The organism is Corynebacterium aurimucosum (assembly GCF_046895345.1).
Lineage (GTDB): Bacteria > Actinomycetota > Actinomycetes > Mycobacteriales > Mycobacteriaceae > Corynebacterium > Corynebacterium aurimucosum_G.
Window position 1 is genome coordinate 2,210,765 of sequence record NZ_CP160096.1, and the last position, 25,694, is coordinate 2,236,458.

The following is a 25,694-nucleotide window of genomic DNA, read 5'->3' on the forward strand; positions in this document are numbered from 1 at the left end:
TAAAAACCCGGTCCATCCGTACAAAGCTGTCTATTTTCTTTGGACAGCTCGCGACCTGGAGCATCTGGTGGCGGGACCTGCGCGCCACCACTACGCTGAAAGGGAGTACCCAGCGCTAACGCGGGCGCGCATATACAGTGCCCCGCCGAAAAGTCACTTCAGTATTGACGTAAAGGAGCACCTAAACCCATGAACCCCGCCGCCCTGTCCACCGCCATCAGCGCCACCTCTGCCCTAGTGGAGCGCCTCAAGGAACGCCGCGACGAGAAGGCCCGCGAGGCCTATTCCGTCCTAGAGACCGCCGCCGCCCGCATGGAAGAGCGCGATGGCGAGTGGTTCCCGGAGGCCCGCCGCGAAGCGGGCGCCGTAACCAAGGCCGCGCATGCCCGCCTCGAGCGCACCCTCGAACAGCTCAAAGAGCGCAGCGAGGAAACCACCGAGAAGCTCTCTGAGGCTGCATCAGAGGCCCAGGATAAGGCCTCCAAGCAGTGGAAGAAGGCCCGCAAGCAGGCCAAGAAGAAGGCCTCCAAGGCTGAAAAGAAGGCGCAGAAGCAAAGCGCCCAGTTGCAGAAGAAGGCCCGCCGCCTCGGTGGCAAGGACAAGAAGAAGGGCTCGAAGATCTGGCTGATCTCCGCGCTCGTTGCCGCCATTGCTGCCATCGGCGGTGGTATCTACTACTTCTTCACCCAGAAGAAGGAGAAGGAATCCGCCGTTCCGCCGCGCGTTGAGGACTTCTCCTCCCCGTCCGCGCCGCAGGGCTCCACCTTGGTCTACACCTCCACCACCGAGGACGATGCCAAGCGTGGCTCCGACTTGGCTGAGGAAGGTGTGGTCGAGCGCGACGAAGAGCTGCTGGGCTCGCTGGATGAGCAGCTGGCTAAGCACCGCGAAGAGGAAACCTCTATCCAGGACGCCGTAGAGACCGAAATTGAGGTCAGCAACGCCGACAAGAAGGATGCCGACACCTCCCGCATCACCGATGATCACGAGTCCGAGGGCAAACACCGCCTCCAGACCGAGGACGAGAACTAAACCCCCATCCTTGGGGTGCGCATTTCGTTGCCTTGATCTCACTTCTTTGCCCCCGCGCGCCCGACCTGCTTGAATTGAAGGCTAATCGGCATCGATCCTTATAGATCGGTGCCCGCGCGCTGTTTTGCGCGAGAAGCCCTATCAACAGCAGCCAAGGAGATCAGGCATGAGCTTTGAGTCGCTCGTAGTCAAGCTCAAGAGCGGGGAGACCTTTTATTTTCCCGCAGGTGCCGTGAGCGGCGATCCGTCCACCCGCGTGGATAACCTACGCTTTGCCATCGAAAACGGCACACAGTTTAGCTCCGTCGATGATTATGGAGTCGACCGCGAATTCAACGGCTATGACGTGGAGAACTACCACCTAGCTTAAATTCCCACAGTGAGTCATTGATCGTAATCTGAATCACTCCCTTATGCGTTGTGCGCTATAGGATGAGTTCTTATGACTCACTACCCCCGCATGCGGACGTGGTCGTGGTACCTCCCCGATGAGCCCCCTTCCGGGGAGGTCTCCCTCACTGAGACCACCGGCTTCTCCCGGCCCGGCACCGCCACGTGGCGGCTGCTTGGTGCCCAACGCACCGGCGTTATCGGCATCTTCGTTGCCACCCTCATCAACGCTCCGCTGGGGGCGTTGGTCTCCGTCATCATCGGCCAGACCACGCAGTATGCCTTTTCCGATCCCTCGTGGCGCACCGTAGCCCTGCCGCTTGCGGCCACGGCGATCCTCCTCTTCATCGCCTATATCTGCGAGGCCACGGCAGATGCATTTACTGATCTGAGTCAGGCCCGCACCACGCATACGCTGCGGCTGAACCTGCTGGATAAGCTGCTGGGTGCCTCCACCGCAGGCATAAGCCCCGGCCGGCTACTCAACACGATGGATGAGGATTCGCACTACATTGGCCAGCTCAAGCAGATCCTCAACTTCCCACTGGTCATGGTGGGCTACCTCTTAGGCGCGGTGGTCAGCCTCGCCCCAATTTCCTGGCAGGTCTCAGCTGTACTGCTGGTTGGCGCATTCGCCACCGCGCTCGCTTCCTGGGCCACCACGAAACCGCTGACTAAGATTGCCGCGCGCCGCCGCCAGCTGGAGAACACCGCGCTCTCACTCGCCACCGACTTTGCGCAGGGCTCCCGCGTAATCAAGGGCCTGGGTGCCAAGGAGATTGCCCGCCAACGCTTTTCCGACGCCGCCCAGGACTCCTTGGGTGCCATGCTCCGCGAGGCCAAGCTGTCCTCCCTCATGGCCTGGCTGCGCCAGATGGTTCCCGCGTCCTTTGCCGTGGGCATCCTTGCCTGGACCTCCTGGGAAACCTTCGAAGGTCGCATCGCCCCCGGCGGGATGATGTCGATTACCATGCTCGTCCCGCCCGCGCTCACAGCATTAGGTGTCTCTCTGGGCCTGCTCACGGAGAACTGGGCTCGGGCTCGGGCCTCCGTGGAGCGCGTTGGCGAACTGCTCGGCCAGCTTTCTGCCAACACCACCGAGGCCGTCGGCACGCCCATCGACCTCTCCCCCGGCATGCACGTGTGGATGCCCACCACCACTGAGGGGCGCAGCACCGTGGACTCCTGGGTGCGCTTTCTCCATGAGCAGGGTGCCTTGTGCCCACCGCACCGCATCTCCGTGTTGGAGGGCACCCTGCAGGACAATGTCGATCCGCTGCGCAGAGCTAGCACGGCGCAGCTTCACGACGCCCTCCATGCCTCCGCCTGCGAGGATATTGTTATCCGCCTGGGTGGTCTAGGTCCGAGCGGCGAATTGCCCACCGCGCCCATCGGCGAGGCCGGACTCAACCTTTCCGGCGGCCAGCGCCAGCGCGTCGCGCTTGCCCGCGCGCTCGCCCTCGACCCCGATGTCCTCGTGCTGGACAACCCCACGACGGGACTGGATTCGTTGACCCTGGCGGACGTCGCCAAGCGCGTGCGTGAACTGCGCGCCGACAAGACCACCGTGATCATTACATCCGCCCCCACGTGGGCCGCCAACGCCGATGAGGTGGTGGAACTATGAGTCAGCAGGATCGCGCGGATGCCCTAGCACCTGCCTCCCCGCGGGAGTGCCTGCGCTTTCTGAAAACCCTGCCCAGTTCCCCGAGCAGGCTGCGCATCGCCCTCTTCTTTGTGCTTTTTAGCATCACAGTCATCATGATGAACCTGGTCTCCCAGGTGCTTGGCCGCGTCGTCGATATCATCCAGGGCGTGGAGATCCCCGTCCTTGGTACGGGCCGCAGCGCCATGCTGGGCGCGTTGGTTGTTATCGCCGTGGGCTACCTCGTGGAGGTCACCGGCCGCACCGTGGGCCGCTATCTGGTTACCTCCACTACCCGCCGGCTCTCGGTGGATCTGCGGACCTCAGCGCTGGATTCCACCCTCGGTGCTCCCGTGCCGGCCGTCATGGATTTGGGTACCGGCAACATCATTACGCGCCTGTCCAAGGACATCGACACCGTGGTCATGACCATCTCCATGATGGGTGACCGCCTCGTGCTCACGCTCTTCATGCTGCCGCTGACCGCGGTCATGATGGTCTTCATCCACCCCGCCTATGCGCTGCTTTTTATTGGCGTCGGCTGCCTGCTCTATCCCTTCATCCGCAGCACCATGCGGGATATCCCCGCCGTGGCCAACGAGGTGTCCTCGGTAGAGGCCTACCGCAACAACGTCCTGCTGGACACCATCCGCGCTTTGGAGACCCTCCGCCAGTTCTCCCTGAAGGACTGGGCGCATGCACGCATGGAGCGCTATTCCTGGGACACGGTGCAGGCCTGGGGTGACAAGGTTCCGCTGATCAACCGCATCCTGGGCCAAGGCGCCCTGGCCTTTGCGGTGTTGCTGCTGGGCTCCGTCCTCATGTCCGTGCCCATGGTGATGTGGGAATTGTTGACCCCCGGTGAGGCCACCGCCGCCGTGCTGCTGGTCATGCGACTGGAGATCCACGTCTTCAACATCCTCTTCTTCGCCGGCGAAATCCAGCATTCCGTGACGTCTCTCGGCCGCGCAGTGGCGCTGGCGACCCTGGAGAACAACGCTGGTACGAAGGAGCCCAAGGACACGCCCCGGCTAACCTCCGCGCCGGCCATCACCATTGATCACCTTTCCTATTCCTATCCCGGCGGGGCGCCCGTGCTTGACGACGTCTCCCTCACCCTCACCGCCGGCACCACCACCGCCCTAGTAGGTACGTCCGGCGCGGGTAAGTCCACCCTCGCCGCCCTCGTGGCGGGCCTGCAGTACCCTTCGGCGGGGAGCATCAGCCTCGATGGCATTGATACCGCCACCGTGCCGAACACGTGGATTACCGAGCACGTCGCGCTCATTACCCAAGAGGTCCATCTCTTCTCCGGCACCTTGCGCGAGGACCTGCTCCTGGCCAAACCTGACGCCAGCGATGAGGAGCTGTGGCATGCGCTCAACACGGTGGGCTTGGATGAGCAATCGCGGTGGCTGCCTCAGGGCCTGGATACGAAGATCGGCGCCGGCAACGAGGAGATCGGCGCGGAGGCCGAGCAGCAGCTTTCCCTGGCCCGCATGATTCTGCGCCAGCCGCCGGTGCTCATCATGGATGAGGCCACCTCTGAGGCCGGTTCCGAGCACGCAGAAGTGCTCGAAAGCGCAGCCAAAGCAGTGACCAAGGGCCGCACCGCGCTCGTCGTTGCCCACCGCCTGGACCAAGCCCGGGAGGCCGACCGCATCATCGTGATGGAACAGGGTCAGATCGTCGAGGATGGCACCCACACCGAGCTGATGGACCTGGGAGGGCGCTATGCCTCGGCCTATTCCCAGTGGGAGCATGGGAAGTAGGTAGTTCGGCGCCGCGTCCTACCATGGAAACTATGCATCTTCTTTCCCTCACTGAAGCTGACCGTACCTACCTGGCCCGTATCAATTTCCTCGCCGATACCTTTGGCGATGAGCACAAGGAGCTTCCTGCGGGCTTCGAGGAAGGCTTTGACTACTACCTCGGCAGTTGGGAGCCTTCCCGTGGAGGTTTCATCGCCTGGGAGGGCCACGTCCCTGCCGGTGGCGTGTGGCTGAACTGGGGAACGGCACAACGCCATGGTTTTGGCCACGTTATTGAAGGCATCCCGGAGCTCGCCCTAGCCGTGGAACCTCGCTTCCGCAGCCAGGGAGTGGGCACGCTGCTTATCGACGCCGCCACCGAACTCGCCCGCGAGATGGGCGCCCCAGGTATCTCACTGTCGGTGGCTAAAGATAATGACCGCGCCCACCGCCTTTACCTGCACCTTGGCTTCGAGCCGGTGAGCGAGAGAGACGGGCACATCGTTCTGGTCAAGCGCTTCAAAGCTGCCAACTAAGTCAACCGGCAAAGCTAAAGGGCGCTCACTGTGTGAGCGCCCTGTGGAGCATAGGGGAATCGAACCCCTGACCTTTGCATTGCGAACGCAACGCTCTACCAACTGAGCTAATGCCCCAATACCTGTAGAGCGTACTCCTCCCAGTAGAAGCAGCGAAATCACCCCCTGGACGGGTCTAGCAAAACCTCAGGAGTTAACTTCTTTCACTCTAGTTGCGTGTCACTAGGGATAATCCACCTTCACCGGGCAGACAATAAGGGGTCTGAAAAAGTCTGTGGAAGGTTGTCATGCGCCGAAAAAATGTTCTTGTCCGCTCCCTCATCGCCCTTGCAGCAGCCACGGCCCTGCCCAGCACGGCTGCCGCTGCAGAGCTTCCCGCACTCCCCCAGCACCCCGACGTCCAGAAGGACATTCAACGACTAGAACAGGACGCCTACGATGCTCTTCCCAAGGAGCTTCAGAGCAGCCCAGTCTTTGCAGGCTCCTCGCGGCCGGCTGGGAAGCCCGCGCCGACCGGCAAACAGCAGTCGCAGTCGGTTGCTGATTCCACCTGTTCCAACTGCGTGGCCATCACCTATGACGATGGGCCTGGTGAATTGACTGCTCAGCTCCTCGATACCCTGAAGGCCAAGGACGCCCACGCCAGCTTCATGGTTTTAGCCCCCAGCGCCTCCACGCACCCGGAGCTGCTGCGCCGCATGAAGGCTGAGGGCCACACCGTGGGAAACCACACCGCAACCCACCGTGAGCTCAACAAGCTCTCCCCCAGCGACGTGGACGGCGAAATCAAGGCTGGGGCTGCCGCCATCAAGGCAGCAACGGGTGAGAACCCTCGCTGGATGCGTCCCCCGTACGGCGCCACCAACGGCACTGTAGAGGCCGCTGCGAAAGCTAACGGCCAAGCACAAGCCCTGTGGTCCGTTGACACCGTGGATTGGAAGGACCGCAATTCTGAGCACGTCTGCGAGGCCGCAGTCAACGGGGCGCAGCCCGGCTCCATCGTCCTCATGCACGATATCCACGCCACAACCATAGGCGCCGCAGACTGCGTCATCGACGGGCTGCGCGCAAAGGGCCTCGAGCCAGTCAGCCTCGACCGCCTCATCCCCAATCCCCAGGCGGGAAGGCAGTACCTCACTCGCTAGTGCACAGCGGCCGGTTCTGGAACCAGACTAAAGGCACCATTTGGAGACCTCCGACCTGAAAACCCCAGGTGATTGGATACGAGAATCTGCATATGGTGCCTTTAGGGTTAAGGGACAAACGCGAAAGGCACCCCGCGTTTCCGCCGGGCGCCTTCCACTTATGCTGTGGAGCATAGGAGAATCGAACTCCTGACCTTCTGCTTGCAAAGCAGATGCTCTACCAATTGAGCTAATGCCCCATTGTTCCGTGGTGGGCCTAGCTGGAATCGAACCAGCGACCTCATCGTTATCAGCGATGCGCTCTAACCGACTGAGCTATAGGCCCTTGACCGGAACGAATAGTTACTCTACATAGGACCGGCGATCTATTACAAATCGCCTGGTCATATGTAGTTTTCGCGGTGATGTTCGCTAGTTAATCGGTTCGTCTTGCAACCGAATCTTGAATCCGCCGAAGACATCCACGATGGCGTTGTAGATCACCGCCATAATGGGCGCCAAGATGGTCATCAGCACAGCAATAATGGCACCAAACAGTGCGGCCGCAGAGACGACCAACCCGAAGGAGACCTCAAAGCCACCGCCGACACCGCCGACGAGGCTATTGAAAGAATCCCAGATGCCTGCCTGGTCAAGGCCAACGTACAACAAGCACACGGCGATGAGCCAGGCCACGAGGCCGACGAGGGACATGGCCAAGCCAACGCGGAACGCCGACATGGGCGAAATCCGGGCTAGGTGAAGCTCTCGTCCAATCATGGGTTACTCCTCGTCCTTATCGGCATCCTTGCTTTCAGCTTCGTCCTGCTGGGAGTCTTCGCCAGACTTGAGGTGCTCAGGCTTGACGTCCTCCACGGACTTCTCACCCTTGGCTACTGCCTGGGCGTCTTCCTCACCATCGTCCTCAACGTTGCGGTCGATGGCCAGCAGCTCAACGTCATCAGCCAGGTTAACCAGGCGAACGCCCATGGTGGCACGGGAGCTCGGGCGAATCTGGTTGACCTCGGTGCGGACAACGCCACCGGCAGAGGTAATGGCGAAGATCTCGTCGTCTTCGTCAACAGAGATTGCCGCAATGAGCTTGCCACGCTTCGGGGTGTACTTGAAGGTCATCACGCCGAGGCCACCGCGGCCCTGCGGGGTGTACTCCTCGATGGCCGTTCGCTTGCCGTAGCCGCCGGAGGTGGCAACCAGGAGGAACTGGCCGTCGTTGACAACAGACATGGACAGCAGCTGGTCATCGCCGCGGAAGCGCATGCCCTTCACGCCGGCGGTAGCGCGGCCCATCGGGCGGAGCTGGTCGTCGTCGGCAGTAAAGCGGATGGCCTGACCCTGCTCAGAGGTGAGCAGGATGTCATCGCCTTCATTAACCAGCTGGGCGCCGATCAACGCATCGCCCTCGTTGAGGTTGATGGCGATGAGCCCAGCGGAACGCGCGGACTCGTAGTCGGTGAGGCGGGACTTCTTCACGCGGCCCTGCTGGGTAGCAAGGACGAGGTAAGGAGCGTCCTCGTAAGACTGGATCTGGATGACCTGGGCGATCTTCTCCTCCGGCTGGAACTCCAGCAGGTTGGCCACGTGCTGGCCGCGGGCGGTACGGCCTGCCTCTGGGAGCTCGTAAGCCTTGAGGCGGTAGACACGCCCGAAGTTGGTGAAGAACAGGATCCAGTCATGCGTGGAGCAGACGAAGAAGTTCTTGACAATATCGTCCTGCTTGAGCTCCGCACCGCGCACGCCCTTGCCACCGCGCTTCTGTGCCTTGTAGGCATCCACCTTGGTGCGCTTGGCGTAACCGGTAGCGGTGATGGTGACAACGACGTTCTCGCGGGCGATGAGGTCCTCGTCGCTGACGTCGCCGGATGCGGCAACAATTTGGGTGCGGCGCTCATCGCCGTACTTTTCGACGATCTCTTCCAGCTCATCGTGGACGATCTGACGCTGGCGTTCCTCGCGAGCCAGGATGTCCTTGAGGTCCGCGATGATCTCCTCGATCTCCGCCAACTCATCAACAATCTTCTGACGCTCCAAGGCAGCCAGGCGGCGCAGACGCATGGCCAGGATGGCATCGGCCTGGATCTCGTCGACGCCGAGAAGCTGCATCAGGCCCTCGCGTGCTTCCTCCACCGTCGGGGAACGGCGAATAAGCGCGATGACCTCATCGAGCATGTCGAGTGCCTTAACCAGACCGCGCAAAATGTGAGCACGCTTCTCCGCCTCATCCAGGCGGAACTGGGTACGGCGGACGATGACCTCGATCTGGTGAGCGACGTAGTAGCTCAGCATCTGATCCAGGCGCAGGGTGCGCGGCACGCCATCGACGATGGAGAGCATGTTGGCGCCGAAGGAGGTCTGCAGCTGGGAGTGCTTGTACAGGTTGTTGAGAACAACGCGGGCTACGGCGTCACGCTTCAGGGTGACCACGATGCGCATGCCCACACGGTCAGAGGATTCATCCTCAATCTTGGCGATTCCGGCGATCTTGCCGTTAACCACAGACTCCGCGATATTGGAGATCATGTTGTCCGGGTTGACCTGGTATGGCAGCTCAGTGATAACGATGGTCTGGCGGTTGCCCACCTCCTCAATGGAGGTCACGCCGCGCATGCGGATGGATCCACGGCCGGTGGTATAGGCATCCTTGATGCCCTGATCACCGACAATGAGGCCCGCAGTCGGGAAATCTGGGCCCTTGACGCGTTCCATGCAGGCGGCCAAGGCTTCTTCCTCAGAAGCATTCGGGTTATCGAGCAACCAGTAAATGGCTTCCGCCAACTCGTTGAGGTTGTGCGGCGGGATATTGGTGGCCATACCGACGGCGATACCGCCGGAGCCGTTCATCAGCAGGTTCGGAACGCGGGAGGGCAGGATAGTCGGTTCCTGCGTCTTGCCGTCATAGTTCGGTGCGAAGTCGACGGTGTTTTCGCGGATATCGCGCACCATCTCCATGGCCAGGGGCGTCATACGGCACTCGGTATAACGCATAGCTGCCGGGCCGTCATTACCGCGGGAGCCGAAGTTACCTTGGCCGTCGACCAGCGGATAACGCATGTTCCACGGCTGGGCCAAGCGCACGAGGGTGTCATAAATAGCGGAGTCACCGTGCGGGTGGAACTGACCCATCGTGTCCGAGACCGGGCGGGCAGACTTTACATAGCCGCGATCCGGGCGGTAGCCGGAGTCATACATGGCATAGAGAATGCGGCGGTGAACCGGCTTGAGACCGTCACGAACCTCCGGAAGGGCACGACCGACAATGACGGACATGGCGTAGTCGATATAACTCGACTCCATCTCCTCATTGATGTCAATTGGTTGAATGCGATCGAAAAGATCACCGTTGTTATCACTCATAACGCCCTATCCTACCGTTTAAGGCCATATAAAGCCGTTTGTGGCACAGCGGTGGTATCGCAGTGATACCATTCGCGCTATGGCTATGACACTGCGCCTGACCCCGGAACAAGACCACGCGCTGACTTTGTTGGCTTCCGCGCAAGGCACTTCCAAACATGAGGCGGTGGTGCGCGCCGTCGTTACGGCGGCCGCACGAACCCTCACTGATGCTGCCGTGCAGGACACCGCGCGCCGGCTACTGCCTGGTCGGGCGGAATTAGAAGCGGAAATCCGCCAAGCCCGAGGCACACGTCAGTGAGTGTCGAACAGCTGCTCCTTGTCGCGCGTGAGTTCTCGCAGACCTATCGGGTACGGATTAGTGACTTCGCCGCCCTGACCGCCGCGGCCGCCGCCAGCACGGCCACCATTGAGGGAATCTCCGTCCATGGCAGCCGTGTTGCGGCGGCTGAATCACTGGAAACGGTCTTGCGCGCTGTGCCCGCACTGAGCGGAAAGAATGAAGAATTCGCGCGATTGTGCGCGAAGGTCTATCTTTCTGTTGCAGAAGTTATGTAAGTTAAACATGATAAAGAAGTCTCTATTCCCTTGTAGAAAGGAATCCCCCTATGCCCTCGAAGTCGTTGAAGAAGCTCCTCGCCGCTGGTGTTGTGGCCACCACCCTCGCTACTGCCGCAACGCCAGCTGCGAGCGCTAAGACTGCCGACAATGACTGGCAGAACAACAAGAACCCCAACTTCCAGCAGGGCGAAGCCGGCTCCTCCCTCACCGGTTCCACGCCGATCGACATGACGCTCATCATCGGCGGCAGTATCGCCGCCGCAGCAGCACTACTCAAGTTGGTAGTGGATAATGTCCCGGCACTGCGCGCCCAGGTGGACGAGTTCGCCGCCCAGATCGGAATGGCAGGCTCCTCCGGTTCTTCTGAGAACAACCGCCTTTACGAAGGTGGCCTCGACTTTGACCTCGAGCGCTTGGCCCGCACCAATGGTTTCCCGGAGATTGCTGACCAGCTCGCCGCGCTCAAGGCAGGCTCCAGCGCACCAGCACAGTAAGCTCGCCTGTATGACAAACCTCACCCAGCTTCTCCAATCCCCTACACGAAACGCCGTAGTGGCAGACCTGGCCACGGCAGCAGATGACACCGTCTCCTCACTCTCCGGCATCTCCGGAATGGCTTTCAAAGGCGCCCTAGCCGCCGCCAAGAAGGCAGATTCTAAGGTCCTATCCAAGGGAATCAATCAGATGCTCCCGGAGCTGCTCAACAGCCTGGATTCCTACTGGAAGGAATTCGAAGGCTCTGAGCAGTCTGACTTCGGCACCTACCTGGACGGGCGCAGCGCTAAAATTACGGACGCCATTATGGCGTCCGCGGACAAAGCCGCTGAAGACGTTAAAGCGCCTGGCATCGCCCGCACCTACAAGTCCCTGCGCGGCAAGGCCTCCTCTATCTTGGAGCCCAACGTGGCGATCATCGGCCGTGTTCTGCAGCGCCATATGAGCACTGTCTAAGAGCGCGCGCTTGACGACGAAAAAAGACCAGCACCTCTACTAAGGCGCTGGTCTTTTGCGGGTTTTATCTAACGCTTAGACGTCGAGGAAACGCACATCCTTCGCGCGGCGGGTAATGAAGGAGCGGCGAGCCGAAACGTCATCACCCATCAGGATGGAGAAGAGCTCGTCGGCGCGCTGCGCATCCTCCAGATCCACGCGACGGAGCACGCGGGTGGTCGGATCCAGGGTGGTCTCCCACAGCTCGGCGGCGTTCATCTCACCCAGACCCTTGTAGCGCTGGATACCGTCATCCTTGTTGATCTTGCGGCCCTCTTCCAGGCCCTCGGCGAGCTGCTCGTCACGCTCGGCGTCGGAGAAGGCGTAGCCCGGCTGGCCCTTCGCCCACTTCAACTTGTACAGCGGCGGATTAGCCAGGAAGACGTGGCCATCCTCCACCAGCTGCGGCATGAAACGGAAGAGCAGGGTCAACAGAAGCGTGGCGATGTGCTGACCATCCACGTCGGCGTCGGCCATGAGCACGATCTTGTCGTAGCGCAGCTTGGAAATATCGAACTCTTCGTGGATACCGGTGCCCAGGGCGGTAATGATGGCCTGGACCTCAGCGTTCTTTAAAACCTTGTCCATGCGGGCCTTTTCCACGTTGAGGATCTTACCGCGCAGCGGCAGAATGGCCTGGAACATGGAATCGCGGCCACCCTTGGCGGAACCGCCTGCGGAGTCACCCTCCACGATATAAAGCTCGGTGCGCTTCGAGTCCTTGGAGCGGCAATCCGCTAGCTTGCCCGGCAAACCGCCGAGGTCACCGGCAGACTTCCGGCGCACGAGCTCACGAGCCTTGCGTGCGGCCACACGGGCGTGCGCGGAGGACACGGCCTTATTAATGATGACCTTTGCCTCAGCCGGGTTGGCATCGAACCAATCGTTGAGGTGCTCGTTAACGGAGCGCTGGACAAATCCTCGAATCTCCGAGTTACCCAGCTTCGTCTTGGTCTGACCCTCAAACTGTGGGTCCGCTACCTTGACGGAAATGACGGCGGCAAGGCCCTCGCGGCAGTCTTCGCCGGAAAGGTTGCCATCCTTTTCCTTGAGGAGCTTGTGCTCCTTGGCGTAGCGGTTCATCAGGGAGGTCAGCGCCGCGCGGAAGCCTTCCTCGTGCGTGCCGCCTTCGTGAGTGTTGATGGTGTTGGCGAAGGTGTGAACGGACTGCTTGTAGCCCTGGTTCCACTGCAGCGCGATTTCCACCTCATGGTCCTCACCCTTAACGTCGAAGGCAACGATGGTGGGGTGGATGGCGGTCTTGTTCTTGTTGAGGTGCTCAACATAGTCCTGCAGACCGTTTGGGTAGTGGTAGGTGACTTCCTTCTTCTTTTTCTTGGACGCCTGGTCTTCGTCACCGTCGGCAGCCTCAGTGGACTCCCCCTTCTCATCGAGGCTGCTCAGGCTCACTGGGGCATCGCCAGCCTCGGCGATCTCCTCCAGTTCAGCCTGCTCCTTAGAGATGGTGCGCTCATCACGCAGCACAATGGTCAGGCCCTTGTTCAGGAAGGCCATCTCCTGCAGGCGGCGAGCAATCGTGTCGTAGTTGAACTCGACAGTCTCGAAGATTTCCGGGTCCGGCCAAAAGCGGACGGTGGTGCCGGTACCGCGAGCATTATCGCCTTCGACAAGCTCATCGGGGATGGCATTGTTGAAGTTCTGGTACCAGTGCTTACCATCGCGCTTGATGTCCGCCTCCACGCGGGTGGACAAAGCGTTGACCACGGAGATACCCACGCCGTGCAGACCACCGGACACGGCATAAGATTCAGAGTCGAACTTACCGCCAGCGTGCAGCTGGGTCATAACCACCTGGACGGTGGGAACGCCAGAGGCGTGCATCTCCACCGGGATACCACGGCCGTTATCGATGACCTCGACGCCGCCATCCTCACGGAGGGTGACGATGACCTTGTCGGCGTAACCTGCCATCGCCTCATCGACGGAGTTGTCAACGATCTCCCAGATCAGGTGGTGCAGGCCACGGGCACCGGTGGAGCCGATGTACATACCGGGGCGCTTACGGACGGCCTCGAGGCCCTCCAGAATTGTGATTGACCCCGCATCATATGCGTGTTGTTCAGCCACGGATTCGTGTTCTCCTTTTGGCTAGAGCTAAATCTAAGACTCTAGCCATTCTACACTGTGTCCCCCCACGCAAGGGCACTGCACGCCCGTGAGAGCCCCAAATTTGCGTGAATTTCGCGGTCGCCGGAAATCAGCCGTATGTGTCTTGCGAACCTTGCGGCTTGACCCATTGGCGGCCCTCATAGTTGCGGTGCTGCTTAGGGCCCTGAATGTGCAGCTTAACCACCACGTCTGGGCCGAGGCGATCAGCAATCTTTTGCAAGATGGGGCGCTGCAGGTAGCGCAACTCGGTAGCCCAGCTGGAGGAATCACACGCCACGTAGACAACCTGCTCCTTGATGTTGAACGGTTGCGTGTGCGCGGCGATGCGCTCGCCGACGAGGTTTTCCCAATTGCCCATGACCCAGCCATGGGCCAATTCGTGTTCCCAGCCGCGCTTGCCAATCTCTCGTTGAATCTGCGCGCCGAGGCTAGGGATCTCGAGGCTCCGTCGCCTGCGACGGCCATCGGGACCGCTCGGCCGACCACGCTGATAGGGCTTTGGCTGCTTCTCTGAAGATTTCTCGGCCAAGTTCATCTTGGGAGCCGGCTTGTTGAGCTTCGGCGGATTCTTGGAATTACTCCGTGTGCGCTCGAAGAGCGCCTTGACCGGATCGAAGTCTTGCTCAGTCATCCTCGTCACCGCCCGCCGTATACGGAGCGATCTCGGAGATTCGGCCCTCGTCGGTATCGCGCACTGTGACCGTAAAACGTTCGATGGGCTGCAGGTTGCCTGGCAAATCCTCATCCACAGCTGCAGTAATAAGCACCTGTTCCGCACCCGCGGCGAGGTGAACGAGCTTTTCGCGCCTTTTCGCATCGAGCTCGGCGAAGACATCATCAAGGACGAGAATCGGATCAGTGCCGTCTTGGCGCAGCAGGTTGAACTCCGCCAACCGCAGGGAGATGGCATAGGACCAGGTCTCGCCGTGGCTGGCAAAGCCCTTGGCGGGGCTCATGCCAAGGTTGAGCACCAGATCGTCGCGGTGCGGGCCAACGAGCGAGATGCCGCGTTCGATCTCTCGTTGGCGCTTCGTAGCAAGCTCGGTGAGCATCATGGCTTCGATGACCTCGCGATCAGTGATGTCCACGGTGGACTTGTAGTCAATAGCGGCCGGTCGCGACTCCGGGGCGAGCCCGGCATAGGCGGCGGGAATGTGCTCGCGGAGTTCGTCGACAAGCGCAAGGCGTGCCTGAATCACCTGCGCACCGAGGGAAGACAGCTGCGTATCCCACACGTCGAGGGTGGCCAGCGCCGAGGCACCGTCACTGTCGCTGTAGCCCCGGCGCAAGCTTGGCGACGCCGATTTCAACAACGCATTGCGCTGCTTGAGCACCTTGTCATAATCGGCCTTCACACCAGCCAAACGCGGCGTACGGGAGGCAATGATGTCATCCAGATACTGGCGGCGCGCTGCCGGTTCGCCGCGCACGAGGGACAAATCCTCTGGGGAAAACAATACGGTTTTCACCACGCCAAGGAGCTCACGCGGGGATTTCAGGCGCGTGCGGTTGATCTGCGCCTGGTTGGCCGCGTGAGGTTTAATCAGTAGGTGCGCAGTGAGCTCTCTGCCCTGGTTCACCGCCGTGGCGGAGATACGAGCATTGTGTGCGCCCTGGCGCACGAGGGGGGCATCGTGGGCCACACGGTGTGAAGATAGATGCGCGGTATACCCGATGGCCTCGACGATATTGGTCTTGCCGAAACCGTTGCGGCCGACAAACAAGGTAATTCCCGGTTTCAGCCTGAGGGTGAGCTCGGGCCAGGAGCGGAAGTCCCTGACATCGAGATCGCGAATATACATATAGCCTAGCCTGGCAAGCGCACTGGCATCAAGAGGTAGGTGAAATCAGTCTCCGGGGTGGGGAAAGAGCCGTCTTCGTTGGCTGCCGGCAGCTCTTCCGGTTCCGGAATCATGATTGCCGGGCGCGAAGGTTCGGTGAAGCCGAAGACCACGCGGTCCGTGTGAACCACAGCCAAACCATCCTTGAGGTAGGACGGGTTGAAGGCAATAACAAAATCCTCACGGCCGTTGAAGGCGCACGGCAAGGTCTCGCTTGCGCGACCAGAGTCCGCACCGGCCGCCAAGGTCACCTCACCTTCGTTGAACTCCATGCGGATCTGAGCGTTGCGATCCGTCAACAGCGAGACGCGGCGAATCGCTTCCTGGAGCGGAGCAACCTCAATGCTGGCCATGGCGCTGTGGGTCTTGGGCAGCAGTGGTGCCACGTTGGGGAAATCCGCGTCCAACATGCGGGTCGTGGTCTCGCGGTTATCCGCATGCAGGCCAAAAAGGCCTTCCGCAGCGATATTTTCACCAGTGCCCACGGCAATTTCTACCGGGATGTTGAGGTGCGTGTCCAAGGAGCGGCCAGTCTCCTGCAGCGTCTTGGCCGGAACAAGAAGCTTGGCCTGGACATCAGGAGATACCGGTTCCCACTCGAAGGTGCGCATGGCCAAGCGGAAACGGTCCGTAGCCGTCATTTCCACGTGGGAACCATTGATGTCGATGTGCACACCGGTGAGCATCGGCAGGGTGTCATCCTTGCCGGCAGCCGCAACGACCTGGCTAATAGCTTCCACGAAGAGCTGCGGGTTAATGGTGCCGGTGACCTCCGGCAGGACAGGGAGCTGAGGGTAATCATCCAGCGGGATGAGCGGAAGCTCGAAACGCGAGGAACCACAGATCAACAAAACCTTGTTGTCTTCCTGCGTCATCTCGATTTCCTTGTTGGGCAAGGAAGCAACGATGTCAGAGAGCAATTTACCGGCCACGGCGATGCGTCCCGGCTCATCCACCATGCCGGCGATACGCACGCGGGTGGAAACTTCGTAATCGAAGCCGGTGAATTCCAAACCATTGTCATCCGCGGTGATCAGCATGGCGCGCAGTACCGGCTGGGTGACCTTCGAGGGAAGGCTGCGCGCGACCCACGCTACGGCGTTGGCGAGGTCATCTTTGGCAACGCGAAATGACACGGACTGCTCCATGGTGGTGAGACGCTCCTCTAGTTGCGGATGGAAGATTCTTGCAAGCTCACTCCAACTTACAGGATCAGCGCCGAAGCACAGGATTTTGTCATTTACCTTCTGTGCTCTCGATGAGGGCGTGCGGTCAGGCCGGGCGCCAACGAATCACACACATCCTTTTTCTTCTTAGTTAGGGAGAAAACAAAATAGGAGTAGTAATAAGCGCTGTGGGATCTGTGGACAACCCAGCAAAAGCCAAGCTCTGAGCCGCGAATCGATCTGTGAGTCAGGGTGTGGGATCACTGTGATCAAATGACAAGAAATGTGAGTAACTGCGCCGGGGTCAAAGTTATCCACAATCCATCCCCAGATCTATCCCTGCTGATCACAGGGTTAACCACAAGGGCAATGTGCCCTCTGATCTGCTGTGGAAGGAGAAAACGTGATCAAGATCTATGAATTACAAGCGTGAAATTACACAGCTGTGAATAACGGTGTGGATAACTTTTTAGCGGATCGCAAAGACGCCCCTTCCCGAGCTCACACCCTGTGCGGAGGTGAGATAGGAGGGGCGTCGCCAAGCGTTGCGTGGTGCTAACGCTGGTTGTGGTTCTTTACGCGCTGGGTCAGCGCCTGGATCTCGTCGTAGGTATTCCGGTTCTCAGTCATCTCCTTACGGATCTTGCGGTCCGCATAGATGACGGTGGTGTGGTCCTTGCCGCCGAACTGGTCACCAATCTTTGGCAGGGAGAGCTCGGTGAGCTCGCGACACAGATACATCGCCAGCTGGCGGGCATGAGCCACGGCGCGTTTCTTACCAGAACCGCGCAAGGTATCCACGTCGATGTTGAAGTAATCTGCCGTGACCTCGATGATGGCTGCCGCGGTGATTTGGCGATCTGCAGAATCCGGGGCCAGATCGTGCAGAGCAATCTCCGCCATCTCCAAACTGATCGGCTCATTGACCAGAGAGGAATAGGCAGAAACGCGGATGAGCGCACCTTCTAGCTCGCGGATCGAAGATTCAAAGCGAGAGGCGATGAGCTCGAGAACCGAGCGATCGACGTCTGTGCCGTCCGCGGAGGCCTTCTTCATGAGGATAGCGATGCGTGTCTCTAGATCTGGCGGCTGAATATCCGTAATCAATCCGCCCTCGAAGCGCGTGCGGAGGCGATCTTCCAGTGTGGTCAGCTGCTTCGGTGGACGGTCGGAGGACAAAATGATTTGTTTGTTGGCCTGGTGCAGCGCATTGAAGGTGTGGAAGAACTCCTCCTGCGTGGACTCTTTGCCTTCTAGGAACTGGATGTCATCGACCATGAGGATGTCCAGGTTGCGGTAGCGGCGCTTGAAGGATTCCTGGCGGTCATCACGTAGGGAGTTGATGTAGTCGTTGGTGAATTCCTCCGAGGACACGTACTTCACGCGCAGTCCCGGGTGCAGGACCTGGGCGTAGTTGCCGGCCGCGTGTAACAGGTGCGTTTTGCCGAGGCCGGAACCGCCCCAAATAAAGAGTGGGTTATAGGCGCGCGCGGGGTTCTCCGCGACGGCTACGGCGGCGCCGTTAGCAAAGCGGTTGGAGGAACCGATGACGAAGTTCTCAAAGGTGTGCTTCGGATTGAGAGACTTTTCTCGGTTCGGGTTGTGCGCTGGCTCCTCCCGCGGGATCCGTGCCCCGGCTGCTTCGGGGTAGCCACTGGGTGCGGTGCTTTGTTGCTCGCTGTAGTGTTGCGCCAATTCATCGAGGCTGGCTGGGGAATGCGCAGTCTCCCATGAGCGCGGCTGATGGTGGCTTGGTGTTTCTGGCTGGGAGGTTGGAGCGGGCGGCGTGGGCTGCTGGAAAGCCTGAGCCTGGTGCCCCATGCCATGGTCGGGAGCCTCGGTTTGGATAGGGCGTTGAGGTGCGGGTGTTGGGGACTCTTCCTGTGGTGCCGGCTGCGGGGGTGCCGCAATGGTCACGGCCAAAGAACAGGGGCGACCCATGTGCTGCGATAGAGCGCGGGTGATGTATTCCCCTAGTTCAGTTTCGATGACAGTTTTGGCGTTCTCGTGTGGCGCGGCGATCAACGCGTAGCCATCACCGATCATGATGGGCTCGACGAGTTGGAGGTTGAGGCGCTGGCTATGGGAGAAGTTGGGGACATCCGAGTTCGGTTGCTCGGACTGAGCCAGCAAATCACTGACCACAGCTTTCCAGCTGGCCCGGAGGGCTGCTTGCGGATCGGACACAACGCCTACCTTCTGTGTAGTTAGAGTTCACGCGGTGCTGCCGAAGAGGCGGCTACACCTATTTGATTCTGGGAAGAAGTGGCCTTGAGAACCAAATATTTACTGCGTGACTCTGGGTGAGAATCGGGGATGGACGGATGGATAAGAAAGAGATACGGAACGAGAAATCACAAGAAATTTGTGATTTCCACCGGAGATTCCACACGATGTTTTAGCGCGTAACCTCGGTTTCCACAAAGTTATCCACAGGTGTGGATAGGTGGTTTATCCACAGCCTATCTTATGGCTGTGGATAACTATGAATTGGCTCCTTAATGCAGTTGACCTGCGTAAACAGCAAAAGTCTCAAGTTGTGATTGAGAGTTATCCACATCCTGTGGGTGACTGTGGAATTAGATTCCTCAGTTGTACCGCGTTATAGGGGCGCTGTCTAACGCGCTTTTATGCGCGCTTGACACGGTGGAGCCCAGCACGATGGGTGGACAGCAGGAGGGGGCGCTTGCCGCGCAGCATGTGGGCGAAAAGTGGTGTTCTAGCTGCGGATAAAAACATCTTTGTAATTTCGGGGACACCCAGTGTGTCGATTTGTTTCGCGCACTATCTGTCACGTAACCTGTGATGGTCTATCGCAACAGTGCATGGTGCACATGTTGCATGTGGGAATGCCTCGCCACGCCTTACGGCGCTTAAAGTGCGAAGCCTCATCCCCACGTACACCATTCATCAGTGGATGTTTAAGCCCACCGCCATCAGTGGCGCGAAGCTGTGCCATCCACCAACAACTTCAAGGAGTTAATCGTGGCAAAGGGTAAGCGTACCTTCCAGCCGAACAACCGTCGTCGTGCTCGCAAGCACGGCTTCCGTACCCGCATGAGCACCCGCGCAGGCCGCGCTATCGTCGCCGCTCGTCGCAAGAAGGGGCGCGCTAAGCTCACCGCTTAATTCATGCTTCCAGCCCAGCACAAGCTCACATCCCCGAGGCAATTTCGGAGGACCATCAAGGGCGGGCGCCGGGCGGGCACGCGCACTGTCGTCGTGCATTTGCGCTTTAACAACGGTGAAGACGACATCGCGGCCACTGGGCCGCGGTTCGGCCTCATCGTGTCGAAGGCCGTCGGGAATGCCGTGGTTCGCCACCGCACCTCCCGGCGGCTTCGTCATGTGTGCATGTCCCTCATGCGCGATGGTGTCAATGGGACAATGCTGCCCGCCAACGTTGACATCGTTATCCGCGCCTTGCCCGCCAGCGGTGGTGCCACCAGTGAGCGCCTTGAGCGTGATATCCGCAAAGCGCTAAGCACATGGGATATCTGAACTCCCAAGGTGAGGAGATTCCCGAAGCCCGCGGCTTCGGGAGAGTCCTAGTTCACGGGGTGCGCTTCTACCAAAAGCACTTGTCAGGCCTTAAGATGGTCTCTACCTGTCGTTTTGAACCGACGTGCAGTGCCTATGCCCTCGAAGCCATTTCCATCCATGGAGCCTTCAAGGGGACGGGCATGGCGCTTGCCAGGTTATGCAAGTGCGGTCCCTGGCACCCGGGCGGGTTTGATCCGGTACCGACCAAACAACAACTGAGGTAAACAACTCTCGTGCTTAATTTCATCTATTGGCCAATTTCAGCCGTCTTGTGGTTCTGGCATTGGCTCTTGAGCTTCGTTCTTGATTCCGCATGGGGCGGAACCTGGATCATTGCCATCGTTCTTCTGACGTGGACGCTCAAGGCCATCATGGTCAAGCCGACCATCACGCAGCTGCGCTCCTCCCGCAAGATGCAGGAGATCCAGCCGCAAATCCAGGAACTGCGCACCAAGTACGCCAATGACCAGACCAAGGCGGCGCAGGAGATGCAGCGCATCTACAAGGAATCTGGCGTGCGCCCGGTCGCGGGCTGCCTGCCCATGTTCGCGCAGATCCCGATGTTCATTGGTCTGTTCCACGTGCTGCGCTCCTTCGACCGCACTGTTGCCGTCGCCGGTGGCATTGGCCACCCGGCGGGTGAAGCAATGTCGGAGGAGATGAACGCCTCCATTGCGAACTACATTTTCGAGCCCGAGCTGGTGAAGCAGTTTGTGGACGCGAAGATCTTTGGTGTTCCGCTGGTGGCCAACCTGCGCCTCAACTCGGGGCTGGAAATTGTTAAGGAAACCACCACCGCCCAGGCGGCCGTCATCATCGTGCCGCTCATCGCCATCATTGCGACGCTGACGCACTTCAACGCTCGCATGACGTTGAACCGCCAGGAGGCTCGCCGCGCCGCCGGCAAGACTGCTACCCCACAGGGTCAGAATGCGGAGATGATGCAGCAGCAGATGGCCATGATGAACAAGATGATGCTGTGGTTTATGCCGGCAATGCTGGTCTTCTCCGGTTTCATCTGGCCCATCGGCCTTCTCTTCTACATGCTGGCTAACACCGTGTGGACCTTCTTCCAGACCCGCATCGTCTACGCCAAGATGGACCGCGAGGAAGAAGAGGAGGCAGCCGCTAAGGCTGAGCTCAAGCGCACCTCTGCTCCGAAGCCGGGCGCACGCAAGAAGGACAATCGCTCCAAGAAGCAGCGCCGCAAGAACAATAACTAGAACTTAACCCAGGAGTTTTCACAGTGACTGAATCTGTGTCCGACACTGTGCCACTGGACCCGTCTGACGTATTCGGATCGCGTCTGCCGCTCGCGCAGAAATACCACGATTCGCTCGCTACGGACGGGTCCACTCGTGGTTTTATAGGCCCCCGCGAAGTCCCGCGCCTGTGGGAGCGCCATCTCATCAACTGCGCCGTGGTCGCCGAAGTCATGCCGCAGGGCGCCACGCTTATCGACGTCGGCAGTGGCGCCGGCCTGCCCGGCATCCCGCTCGCTATCGCGCGCCCTGATCTGAAGATCACCCTCATCGAGCCTTTGCTCAAGCGCTTCACCTACCTCAACGAGGTCGTCGACCTACTGGGGCTGGATAACGTCACCGTCATTCGCGGTCGCGCCGAGGAAGGCCCGGTGAAGAAGGCAGTCAAGGGTGCCGACATCGTGACCTCCCGCGCGGTGGCCCCACTGGGAAAGCTGGCCAAGTGGTCCCTGCCGCTGGTGCGCAAAGGCGGCGAGATGATCGCTCTCAAGGGCTCTTCGGTGCACGAGGAGCTGGAACGCGATGCTGCTGATATCAAGCGCGCCGGCGGCGGAAAAGCCGAGGTCATGACCATCCACGGCACCACGATTATCCGTGTCCCGCGCGTGAACTAAAGTAGACGGCATGACTCATCCTCGTCTTATCACCATCGCGAACCAGAAGGGTGGCGTGGGTAAAACCACCTCCGCCGTCAACCTTGCCGCCGCGCTCGCTGAGGCCGGCAAGAAGGTCCTGGTGATCGACTTGGACCCGCAGGGCAACGCCTCCACCGCAGTAGGAGCGGAGCACACCTCCGGCACTAAATCCAGCTATGAGGTCCTTTTGGGGGACTGCAGCGCGCAGGATGCGATGCAGCACTCCCCCGATGATGAGAACCTCTACTGCATCCCAGCCACCATCGACCTCGCCGGTGCAGAGATCGAAATGGTTTCGCTGGTTCGCCGCGAGTTCCGCCTCTATGACGCTCTGCACAATGGCTTCCTTGAGGAGCACGGCTTTGAGTACGTCTTTATCGACTGCCCGCCTTCCCTAGGCCTGCTCACCATCAATGCGATGACGTGTGCAGAAGAAGTTATTATTCCCATCCAGTGTGAGTACTACGCCTTGGAGGGTGTGGGCCAGCTGCTGGGCAATATTTCCATGATTCGGGAGCACCTCAACGAGGACCTTCACATTTCCGGTGTGCTGCTGACCATGTTCGATGCCCGCACCAAGCTGGCCGAACAGGTGGCCAATGAGGTGCGTGAGCAATTCGGCGCCGTCGTTTTGGGCAACGTTATCCCGCGCTCCGTTCGCGTTTCGGAGGCGCCGGGCTATGGTAAGACAGTTATCGCTTATGACCCGTCGTCGACAGGCGCCCGCGCCTACTCCGCCGCTGCACGCGAGCTGGACAAGCGTGGAGATTACACGCCGCACCCCACCACGGGTGCCATTGGCGTGAGCCCAGAGATTTTCGCGGAATTGGAAGGATAGGACACCGTGGCAGATAAGAAGGCAGAGCAGAAGCCGGAGCAGCGCCAGGGCGGACTAGGCAAGGGCCTGGCAGCGCTCATTCCGTCCGGCCCGGGTGCGCCCTCCCGTAAGCCGCGCCTGGGGGATTCGGCGGCCGACATTATCCTTGGCGCTTCGACAGGCGGGGCTCACGGATCTGCGCCGAAAAAGGTGCAGGGTGCTCCCACCATCCAGCAGTCCTCTGGCTCGAAGAAGCGGCAGGCCAAGCCCTCGGTGATTGGTGCGACATACCGCGAGATCTCCGTCGGGGACATCATGCCCAACCCGAAGCAGCCGCGTACTGTCTTCGATGAGGGTGAGCTAGCGGAGCTGGTCCACTCCATCAAGGAATTTGGGCTGTTGCAGCCGGTCGTCGTCCGGCCTTCCGAGGAAGGCGGCTTCGAGCTCATCATGGGTGAGCGCCGCTGGCGCGCCTCCTCTAAGGCAGGACTGGCCACCATTCCAGCTATCGTGCGCGATACCAAGGATGATGACCTCCTGCGGGATGCCCTGCTGGAGAACATCCACCGCGTGCAGCTCAACCCGCTAGAAGAGGCGCACGCCTACCAGCAGCTGCTGGAGGAATTTGGTGTAACCCAGAACGAGTTGGCTGATCGCATCGGCCGCTCCCGCCCGCAGGTGACCAACATGATTCGCTTGCTCAAACTGCCGGTCAATGTGCAGAAGCGCGTTGCCGCGGGCACCTTGTCCGGTGGGCATGCCCGTGCGTTGCTGGGCCTGCCGGATCCAGAGGCCATGGAGCTCATTGCCAACCGTATTGTGGCCGAGGGCCTGTCTGTACGCGCCACAGAGGAAGCTGTCACCCTGTACAAGCGGGACGGTAAGCCGGCCGAGCCGACGAAGAAGCCTGCCGCCCCACAGCCGCAGTTCTTCACCGATTCCGCTGAACGTTTGGCAGATCGCTTCGACACCAAGGTCACCGTCACCATGGGCAAGCGCAAGGGCAAGATGGTCGTCGAATTCGGTGATCAGGAAGACTTTGAGCGTATTCTGGCCCTCATTGAGGGCCAGGAAAGCAGCTAGCTGACCATGCTCGTTCAGGCCGTCAAGGAAGGTGTTGCCATCAATCCCTTGGCGGCCCGATCCATCTTCTGGGAGCTCAAGTCCACGGTCGCTGATCCCGCTTTTGAGAAAGAAGCATGGATCAGCGCTACTCTGCTGCGCTGCGGAGAATGTGGTTTCACCGTGGGCGATGAGGCGACTGTCTTCTTCTGTCCGCCCAACCTCGCTCCCGGTGCCGCGAAGCTGCCCACCTCCCCCGTCTCGGAGGACGCCGTGCTGGTGTCCTCGCTTTTCGTGAAATCGCACCGTGCGGCGAAGGGCCTGGAGGCGGTGCTTCTCGATGCCACCATCATGCACCTCACCTCCCGCGAAGCCAGCGCCGTTGAGGCCTTTGGTTACCGCGATGCTCGCGCCGCCGAGAATCTCCTGCGGGATAAGCCCGGCCGTATTGGCCTACTACCGGTGGAAACGCTGGAATCCGCCGGTTTCAGGGTGGAGCGTGATCACCCCATTACCCCGCGCCTGCGACTCGAGCTGCCCCCAGCTTTCGATCTGCTGACGGCTGCCGCTGTGGAGGACCTCCTCGCCCGCGCCCTAGCCTAGATAAAGGATGGTTCCCCTAAGCCCGTTAGGACGAGCGCTCCGCGCGCAGCAGCTCGTCGAAGCGGTAGGTGCCGGTGACGGCGGTGTCATCGTCGAGAAGGTACAGGCGCTTGACGGAGACGACGATGGCCTCGGCGATGTCATCGCGGCGATCCGGGTTGGTCAGAATAGCCACGTCCTTGGGGCTGGTTAGGTAGCCCAGCACGACCTGCACCACCGGCATCTGGGTCAGGCGCAGCAGCGCCCACGTGCGGCCGTGGTTGCGGCAATTACCCAGTTCGGTACGGGCGACGATCTCACGCTGGATGAAGCCGGAGAGCGTTTCCCCGATGAGGGAAGAATTGCCGGACTCCGAACCGAAGTAGAAGGTGGCCACGCCATTGGCCTTCTCTGTGGGGTACTCGTCGCAGGCGAGCGAAATGACCAAGTCAGCGCCAAAGGCATTGGCAATGTCGGCGCGATCATGAATAGAAGGATCATCGGTACGCGGGCGGGAGATGATGGTCTCCATGCCGGCGGCAATCATGCGGCCAGCAACTCGCTCGGCCAAATCCCAGAGGATCTCTTCCTCAGTGATGTCACCAAAGCGGCCCTTGACCGTACGGCCCTTGTTGAAACCGCCCAAGCTGGGATCGATGACAACGCGTTTGCCGGCCAACTGGGGTCCCGCGTTGCGGACGCGTTCACGTTCTTGGATGTTGTGTGCTGAGCCGCCGGTGATGCGTCGACCCAAGAGGTTCAACGCGTCGATGGTTTCCGGGCCACAAATTCCGTCACTGCGCAGTCCAGAGTTTAATTGGTATTCCGCCAGCGCTGCATAGGTGCGGGCACCGAAATTGCCGTCGATGCGCTCCTGGTAGAAGCCGAGCTCCTGGAGCTGTTGCTGCAACTGGGAGACATCATCGCCCACCTGCACGTTGCCAGGCTCATAGGCCAGCACGCGCGCGCCCAAGGTGTAGGAGGCTTGGCGCAGTTCACGCAGGGTGAGCTCATCGATATCGCCGCTGGGCACGATGCCGCGTGATTGCTGGAAGGCCTTAAGTACTTCCGCTAGCTCGCTATCAAAGTGCTTATCGGCTTCGGAGTACTTTTGCTTCTTCCAGTCGGACAACGTCCCCTGGTAATCAGTCATCAGGCCGAGGCGGGCAAGGGTTGCGCGTGCTTCGGCGACCCGAACGCTCTGGTCACCTACACGTAAAACGCGGTTCACACCTACCCCTTTCGTGATCAAGGA

The 25,694-nt window shown here is 60.2% G+C and carries 26 protein-coding genes and 3 tRNA genes; 18 read left to right on the forward strand and 11 right to left on the reverse strand.

Going from position 1 to position 25,694, the window contains the following annotated elements; all coding sequences use genetic code 11:
- Positions 1 to 189 precede the first annotated feature (189 nt).
- The 5 genes from ABZS45_RS10440 to ABZS45_RS10460 all read left to right on the forward strand — a co-directional run bounded on the left by ABZS45_RS10440 (position 190) and on the right by ABZS45_RS10460 (position 5,354).
- Positions 190 to 1,032, forward strand: a complete 843-nt coding sequence (locus ABZS45_RS10440) for a hypothetical protein (RefSeq protein WP_412099760.1) — start codon at positions 190 to 192, stop codon at positions 1,030 to 1,032.
- Between the two features lie 166 nt (positions 1,033 to 1,198).
- On the forward strand, positions 1,199 to 1,402 hold the full coding sequence (locus ABZS45_RS10445; RefSeq protein ID WP_070533568.1) for a hypothetical protein: 204 nt from the start codon (positions 1,199 to 1,201) through the stop codon (positions 1,400 to 1,402).
- Positions 1,403 to 1,474: 72 nt separating this feature from the next.
- On the forward strand, positions 1,475 to 3,049 hold the full coding sequence (locus ABZS45_RS10450) for an ABC transporter transmembrane domain-containing protein (protein WP_412099761.1): 1,575 nt from the start codon (positions 1,475 to 1,477) through the stop codon (positions 3,047 to 3,049).
- On the forward strand, positions 3,046 to 4,839 hold the full coding sequence (locus ABZS45_RS10455) for an ABC transporter ATP-binding protein (RefSeq protein ID WP_412099762.1): 1,794 nt from the start codon (positions 3,046 to 3,048) through the stop codon (positions 4,837 to 4,839). Before ABZS45_RS10450 ends, ABZS45_RS10455 begins: the two co-directional genes overlap by 4 nt.
- 23 nt (positions 4,840 to 4,862) lie before the next feature.
- Positions 4,863 to 5,354: a GNAT family N-acetyltransferase gene (locus ABZS45_RS10460; RefSeq protein ID WP_412099763.1), complete on the forward strand. Its 492-nt coding sequence runs from the start codon at positions 4,863 to 4,865 to the stop codon at positions 5,352 to 5,354.
- A gap of 44 nt (positions 5,355 to 5,398) precedes the next feature.
- Here the strand turns inward: ABZS45_RS10460 and ABZS45_RS10465 are convergent.
- Positions 5,399 to 5,471, reverse strand: a tRNA-Ala gene (locus ABZS45_RS10465).
- Positions 5,472 to 5,641: 170 nt separating this feature from the next.
- Here ABZS45_RS10465 and ABZS45_RS10470 point away from each other — a divergent pair.
- A complete protein-coding gene (locus ABZS45_RS10470) occupies positions 5,642 to 6,499 on the forward strand; it encodes a polysaccharide deacetylase family protein (RefSeq protein WP_412099764.1) in 858 nt (285 codons plus the stop codon).
- Between the two features lie 166 nt (positions 6,500 to 6,665).
- Here the strand turns inward: ABZS45_RS10470 and ABZS45_RS10475 are convergent.
- The 4 genes from ABZS45_RS10475 to gyrA all read right to left on the reverse strand — a co-directional run bounded on the left by ABZS45_RS10475 (position 6,666) and on the right by gyrA (position 9,850).
- Positions 6,666 to 6,738: transfer RNA gene (locus tag ABZS45_RS10475), tRNA-Ala, on the reverse strand.
- A 9-nt stretch (positions 6,739 to 6,747) separates the two neighbouring features.
- Positions 6,748 to 6,824 (reverse strand) — tRNA-Ile (locus tag ABZS45_RS10480).
- An 86-nt stretch (positions 6,825 to 6,910) separates the two neighbouring features.
- Positions 6,911 to 7,258, reverse strand: coding sequence for a DUF3566 domain-containing protein (locus tag ABZS45_RS10485; RefSeq protein WP_070444502.1), 348 nt, complete (start codon positions 7,256 to 7,258; stop codon positions 6,911 to 6,913).
- A 3-nt stretch (positions 7,259 to 7,261) separates the two neighbouring features.
- Positions 7,262 to 9,850, reverse strand: coding sequence for a DNA gyrase subunit A (gene gyrA / locus ABZS45_RS10490; RefSeq protein ID WP_412099765.1), 2,589 nt, complete (start codon positions 9,848 to 9,850; stop codon positions 7,262 to 7,264).
- A gap of 79 nt (positions 9,851 to 9,929) precedes the next feature.
- Between gyrA and ABZS45_RS10495 the strand changes: the two genes are divergently transcribed.
- Genes ABZS45_RS10495 through ABZS45_RS10510 form a run of 4 tightly spaced genes read left to right on the forward strand, consistent with a single transcriptional unit; the run spans position 9,930 to position 11,362 of the window.
- On the forward strand, positions 9,930 to 10,151 hold the full coding sequence (locus ABZS45_RS10495) for a CopG family transcriptional regulator (protein ID WP_412099766.1): 222 nt from the start codon (positions 9,930 to 9,932) through the stop codon (positions 10,149 to 10,151).
- Positions 10,148 to 10,408, forward strand: a complete 261-nt coding sequence (locus ABZS45_RS10500) for a cell filamentation protein Fic (RefSeq protein ID WP_412099767.1) — start codon at positions 10,148 to 10,150, stop codon at positions 10,406 to 10,408. Before ABZS45_RS10495 ends, ABZS45_RS10500 begins: the two co-directional genes overlap by 4 nt.
- A 50-nt stretch (positions 10,409 to 10,458) precedes the next feature.
- Positions 10,459 to 10,905 (forward strand): hypothetical protein, encoded by a 447-nt coding sequence (locus tag ABZS45_RS10505; protein ID WP_412099769.1) that lies wholly within the window; start codon positions 10,459 to 10,461, stop codon positions 10,903 to 10,905.
- 10 nt (positions 10,906 to 10,915) lie between these two features.
- Positions 10,916 to 11,362, forward strand: coding sequence for a DUF6918 family protein (locus ABZS45_RS10510; RefSeq protein WP_412099770.1), 447 nt, complete (start codon positions 10,916 to 10,918; stop codon positions 11,360 to 11,362).
- A gap of 75 nt (positions 11,363 to 11,437) precedes the next feature.
- On the opposite strand, the gene gyrB is transcribed toward ABZS45_RS10510, so the two are convergent.
- The 5 genes from gyrB to dnaA form a co-directional block, all read right to left on the reverse strand.
- On the reverse strand, positions 11,438 to 13,489 hold the full coding sequence (gyrB, locus tag ABZS45_RS10515; protein WP_412099771.1) for a DNA topoisomerase (ATP-hydrolyzing) subunit B: 2,052 nt from the start codon (positions 13,487 to 13,489) through the stop codon (positions 11,438 to 11,440).
- A gap of 130 nt (positions 13,490 to 13,619) precedes the next feature.
- The gene (locus ABZS45_RS10520) at positions 13,620 to 14,162 is read right to left on the reverse strand and encodes a DciA family protein (protein WP_412099772.1); all 543 of its coding nucleotides are present in this window, start codon (positions 14,160 to 14,162) and stop codon (positions 13,620 to 13,622) included.
- Positions 14,155 to 15,333 carry a DNA replication/repair protein RecF gene (gene recF, locus ABZS45_RS10525; protein ID WP_412099773.1) on the reverse strand — a complete coding sequence of 393 codons (1,179 nt, stop codon included), beginning with the start codon at positions 15,331 to 15,333 and terminating at the stop codon, positions 14,155 to 14,157. Before recF ends, ABZS45_RS10520 begins: the two co-directional genes overlap by 8 nt.
- A gap of 5 nt (positions 15,334 to 15,338) precedes the next feature.
- Positions 15,339 to 16,520 (reverse strand): DNA polymerase III subunit beta, encoded by a 1,182-nt coding sequence (dnaN, locus tag ABZS45_RS10530; RefSeq protein WP_412099774.1) that lies wholly within the window; start codon positions 16,518 to 16,520, stop codon positions 15,339 to 15,341.
- 573 nt (positions 16,521 to 17,093) lie between these two features.
- Entirely contained in the window at positions 17,094 to 18,725 is a 1,632-nt protein-coding gene (dnaA, locus tag ABZS45_RS10535; protein WP_412099775.1) for a chromosomal replication initiator protein DnaA, read from the reverse strand.
- Positions 18,726 to 19,523: 798 nt separating this feature from the next.
- On the opposite strand from dnaA, the gene rpmH reads away from it, so the two are divergent.
- From rpmH to ABZS45_RS10575, 8 genes are read left to right on the forward strand one after another with little or no spacing between them, the layout of a single operon-like run.
- The gene (gene rpmH, locus ABZS45_RS10540; protein ID WP_003847033.1) at positions 19,524 to 19,667 is read left to right on the forward strand and encodes a 50S ribosomal protein L34; all 144 of its coding nucleotides are present in this window, start codon (positions 19,524 to 19,526) and stop codon (positions 19,665 to 19,667) included.
- A gap of 3 nt (positions 19,668 to 19,670) precedes the next feature.
- A complete protein-coding gene (gene rnpA / locus ABZS45_RS10545; RefSeq protein WP_412099776.1) occupies positions 19,671 to 20,039 on the forward strand; it encodes a ribonuclease P protein component in 369 nt (122 codons plus the stop codon).
- Entirely contained in the window at positions 20,027 to 20,305 is a 279-nt protein-coding gene (gene yidD / locus ABZS45_RS10550; protein WP_070444526.1) for a membrane protein insertion efficiency factor YidD, read from the forward strand. Before rnpA ends, yidD begins: the two co-directional genes overlap by 13 nt.
- 9 nt (positions 20,306 to 20,314) lie before the next feature.
- A complete protein-coding gene (gene yidC / locus ABZS45_RS10555) occupies positions 20,315 to 21,304 on the forward strand; it encodes a membrane protein insertase YidC (protein WP_412099778.1) in 990 nt (329 codons plus the stop codon).
- 23 nt (positions 21,305 to 21,327) lie between these two features.
- The gene (gene rsmG, locus ABZS45_RS10560) at positions 21,328 to 21,957 is read left to right on the forward strand and encodes a 16S rRNA (guanine(527)-N(7))-methyltransferase RsmG (protein ID WP_339017070.1); all 630 of its coding nucleotides are present in this window, start codon (positions 21,328 to 21,330) and stop codon (positions 21,955 to 21,957) included.
- 10 nt (positions 21,958 to 21,967) lie between these two features.
- On the forward strand, positions 21,968 to 22,816 hold the full coding sequence (locus ABZS45_RS10565; RefSeq protein ID WP_284763588.1) for a ParA family protein: 849 nt from the start codon (positions 21,968 to 21,970) through the stop codon (positions 22,814 to 22,816).
- Positions 22,817 to 22,822: 6 nt separating this feature from the next.
- A complete protein-coding gene (locus ABZS45_RS10570) occupies positions 22,823 to 23,878 on the forward strand; it encodes a ParB/RepB/Spo0J family partition protein (protein ID WP_412099779.1) in 1,056 nt (351 codons plus the stop codon).
- Positions 23,879 to 23,884: 6 nt separating this feature from the next.
- Entirely contained in the window at positions 23,885 to 24,460 is a 576-nt protein-coding gene (locus tag ABZS45_RS10575) for a hypothetical protein (protein ID WP_412099780.1), read from the forward strand.
- 25 nt (positions 24,461 to 24,485) lie between these two features.
- On the opposite strand, the gene ABZS45_RS10580 is transcribed toward ABZS45_RS10575, so the two are convergent.
- Positions 24,486 to 25,670 carry an N-acetylmuramoyl-L-alanine amidase gene (locus tag ABZS45_RS10580; RefSeq protein ID WP_412099781.1) on the reverse strand — a complete coding sequence of 395 codons (1,185 nt, stop codon included), beginning with the start codon at positions 25,668 to 25,670 and terminating at the stop codon, positions 24,486 to 24,488.
- Between the last annotated feature and the right edge of the window lie 24 nt (positions 25,671 to 25,694).

What these genes read in the sequence shown, in the direction of transcription:
- ABZS45_RS10440 (WP_412099760.1), top strand. Translation starts at nt 190, where the DNA reads ATGAACCCCGCCGCCCTGTCCACCGCCATCAGCGCCACCTCTGCCCTA.
- ABZS45_RS10445 (WP_070533568.1), top strand. Translation starts at nt 1,199, where the DNA reads ATGAGCTTTGAGTCGCTCGTAGTCAAGCTCAAGAGCGGGGAGACCTTT.
- ABZS45_RS10450 (WP_412099761.1), top strand. Translation starts at nt 1,475, where the DNA reads ATGACTCACTACCCCCGCATGCGGACGTGGTCGTGGTACCTCCCCGAT.
- ABZS45_RS10455 (WP_412099762.1), top strand. Translation starts at nt 3,046, where the DNA reads ATGAGTCAGCAGGATCGCGCGGATGCCCTAGCACCTGCCTCCCCGCGG.
- ABZS45_RS10460 (WP_412099763.1), top strand. Translation starts at nt 4,863, where the DNA reads ATGGAAACTATGCATCTTCTTTCCCTCACTGAAGCTGACCGTACCTAC.
- ABZS45_RS10470 (WP_412099764.1), top strand. Translation starts at nt 5,642, where the DNA reads ATGCGCCGAAAAAATGTTCTTGTCCGCTCCCTCATCGCCCTTGCAGCA.
- ABZS45_RS10485 (WP_070444502.1), bottom strand. Translation starts at nt 7,258, where the DNA reads ATGATTGGACGAGAGCTTCACCTAGCCCGGATTTCGCCCATGTCGGCG.
- gyrA (WP_412099765.1), bottom strand. Translation starts at nt 9,850, where the DNA reads ATGAGTGATAACAACGGTGATCTTTTCGATCGCATTCAACCAATTGAC.
- ABZS45_RS10495 (WP_412099766.1), top strand. Translation starts at nt 9,930, where the DNA reads ATGGCTATGACACTGCGCCTGACCCCGGAACAAGACCACGCGCTGACT.
- ABZS45_RS10505 (WP_412099769.1), top strand. Translation starts at nt 10,459, where the DNA reads ATGCCCTCGAAGTCGTTGAAGAAGCTCCTCGCCGCTGGTGTTGTGGCC.
- ABZS45_RS10510 (WP_412099770.1), top strand. Translation starts at nt 10,916, where the DNA reads ATGACAAACCTCACCCAGCTTCTCCAATCCCCTACACGAAACGCCGTA.
- ABZS45_RS10520 (WP_412099772.1), bottom strand. Translation starts at nt 14,162, where the DNA reads ATGACTGAGCAAGACTTCGATCCGGTCAAGGCGCTCTTCGAGCGCACA.
- recF (WP_412099773.1), bottom strand. Translation starts at nt 15,333, where the DNA reads ATGTATATTCGCGATCTCGATGTCAGGGACTTCCGCTCCTGGCCCGAG.
- dnaN (WP_412099774.1), bottom strand. Translation starts at nt 16,520, where the DNA reads ATGGAGCAGTCCGTGTCATTTCGCGTTGCCAAAGATGACCTCGCCAAC.
- rnpA (WP_412099776.1), top strand. Translation starts at nt 19,671, where the DNA reads ATGCTTCCAGCCCAGCACAAGCTCACATCCCCGAGGCAATTTCGGAGG.
- yidD (WP_070444526.1), top strand. Translation starts at nt 20,027, where the DNA reads ATGGGATATCTGAACTCCCAAGGTGAGGAGATTCCCGAAGCCCGCGGC.
- ABZS45_RS10565 (WP_284763588.1), top strand. Translation starts at nt 21,968, where the DNA reads ATGACTCATCCTCGTCTTATCACCATCGCGAACCAGAAGGGTGGCGTG.
- ABZS45_RS10575 (WP_412099780.1), top strand. Translation starts at nt 23,885, where the DNA reads ATGCTCGTTCAGGCCGTCAAGGAAGGTGTTGCCATCAATCCCTTGGCG.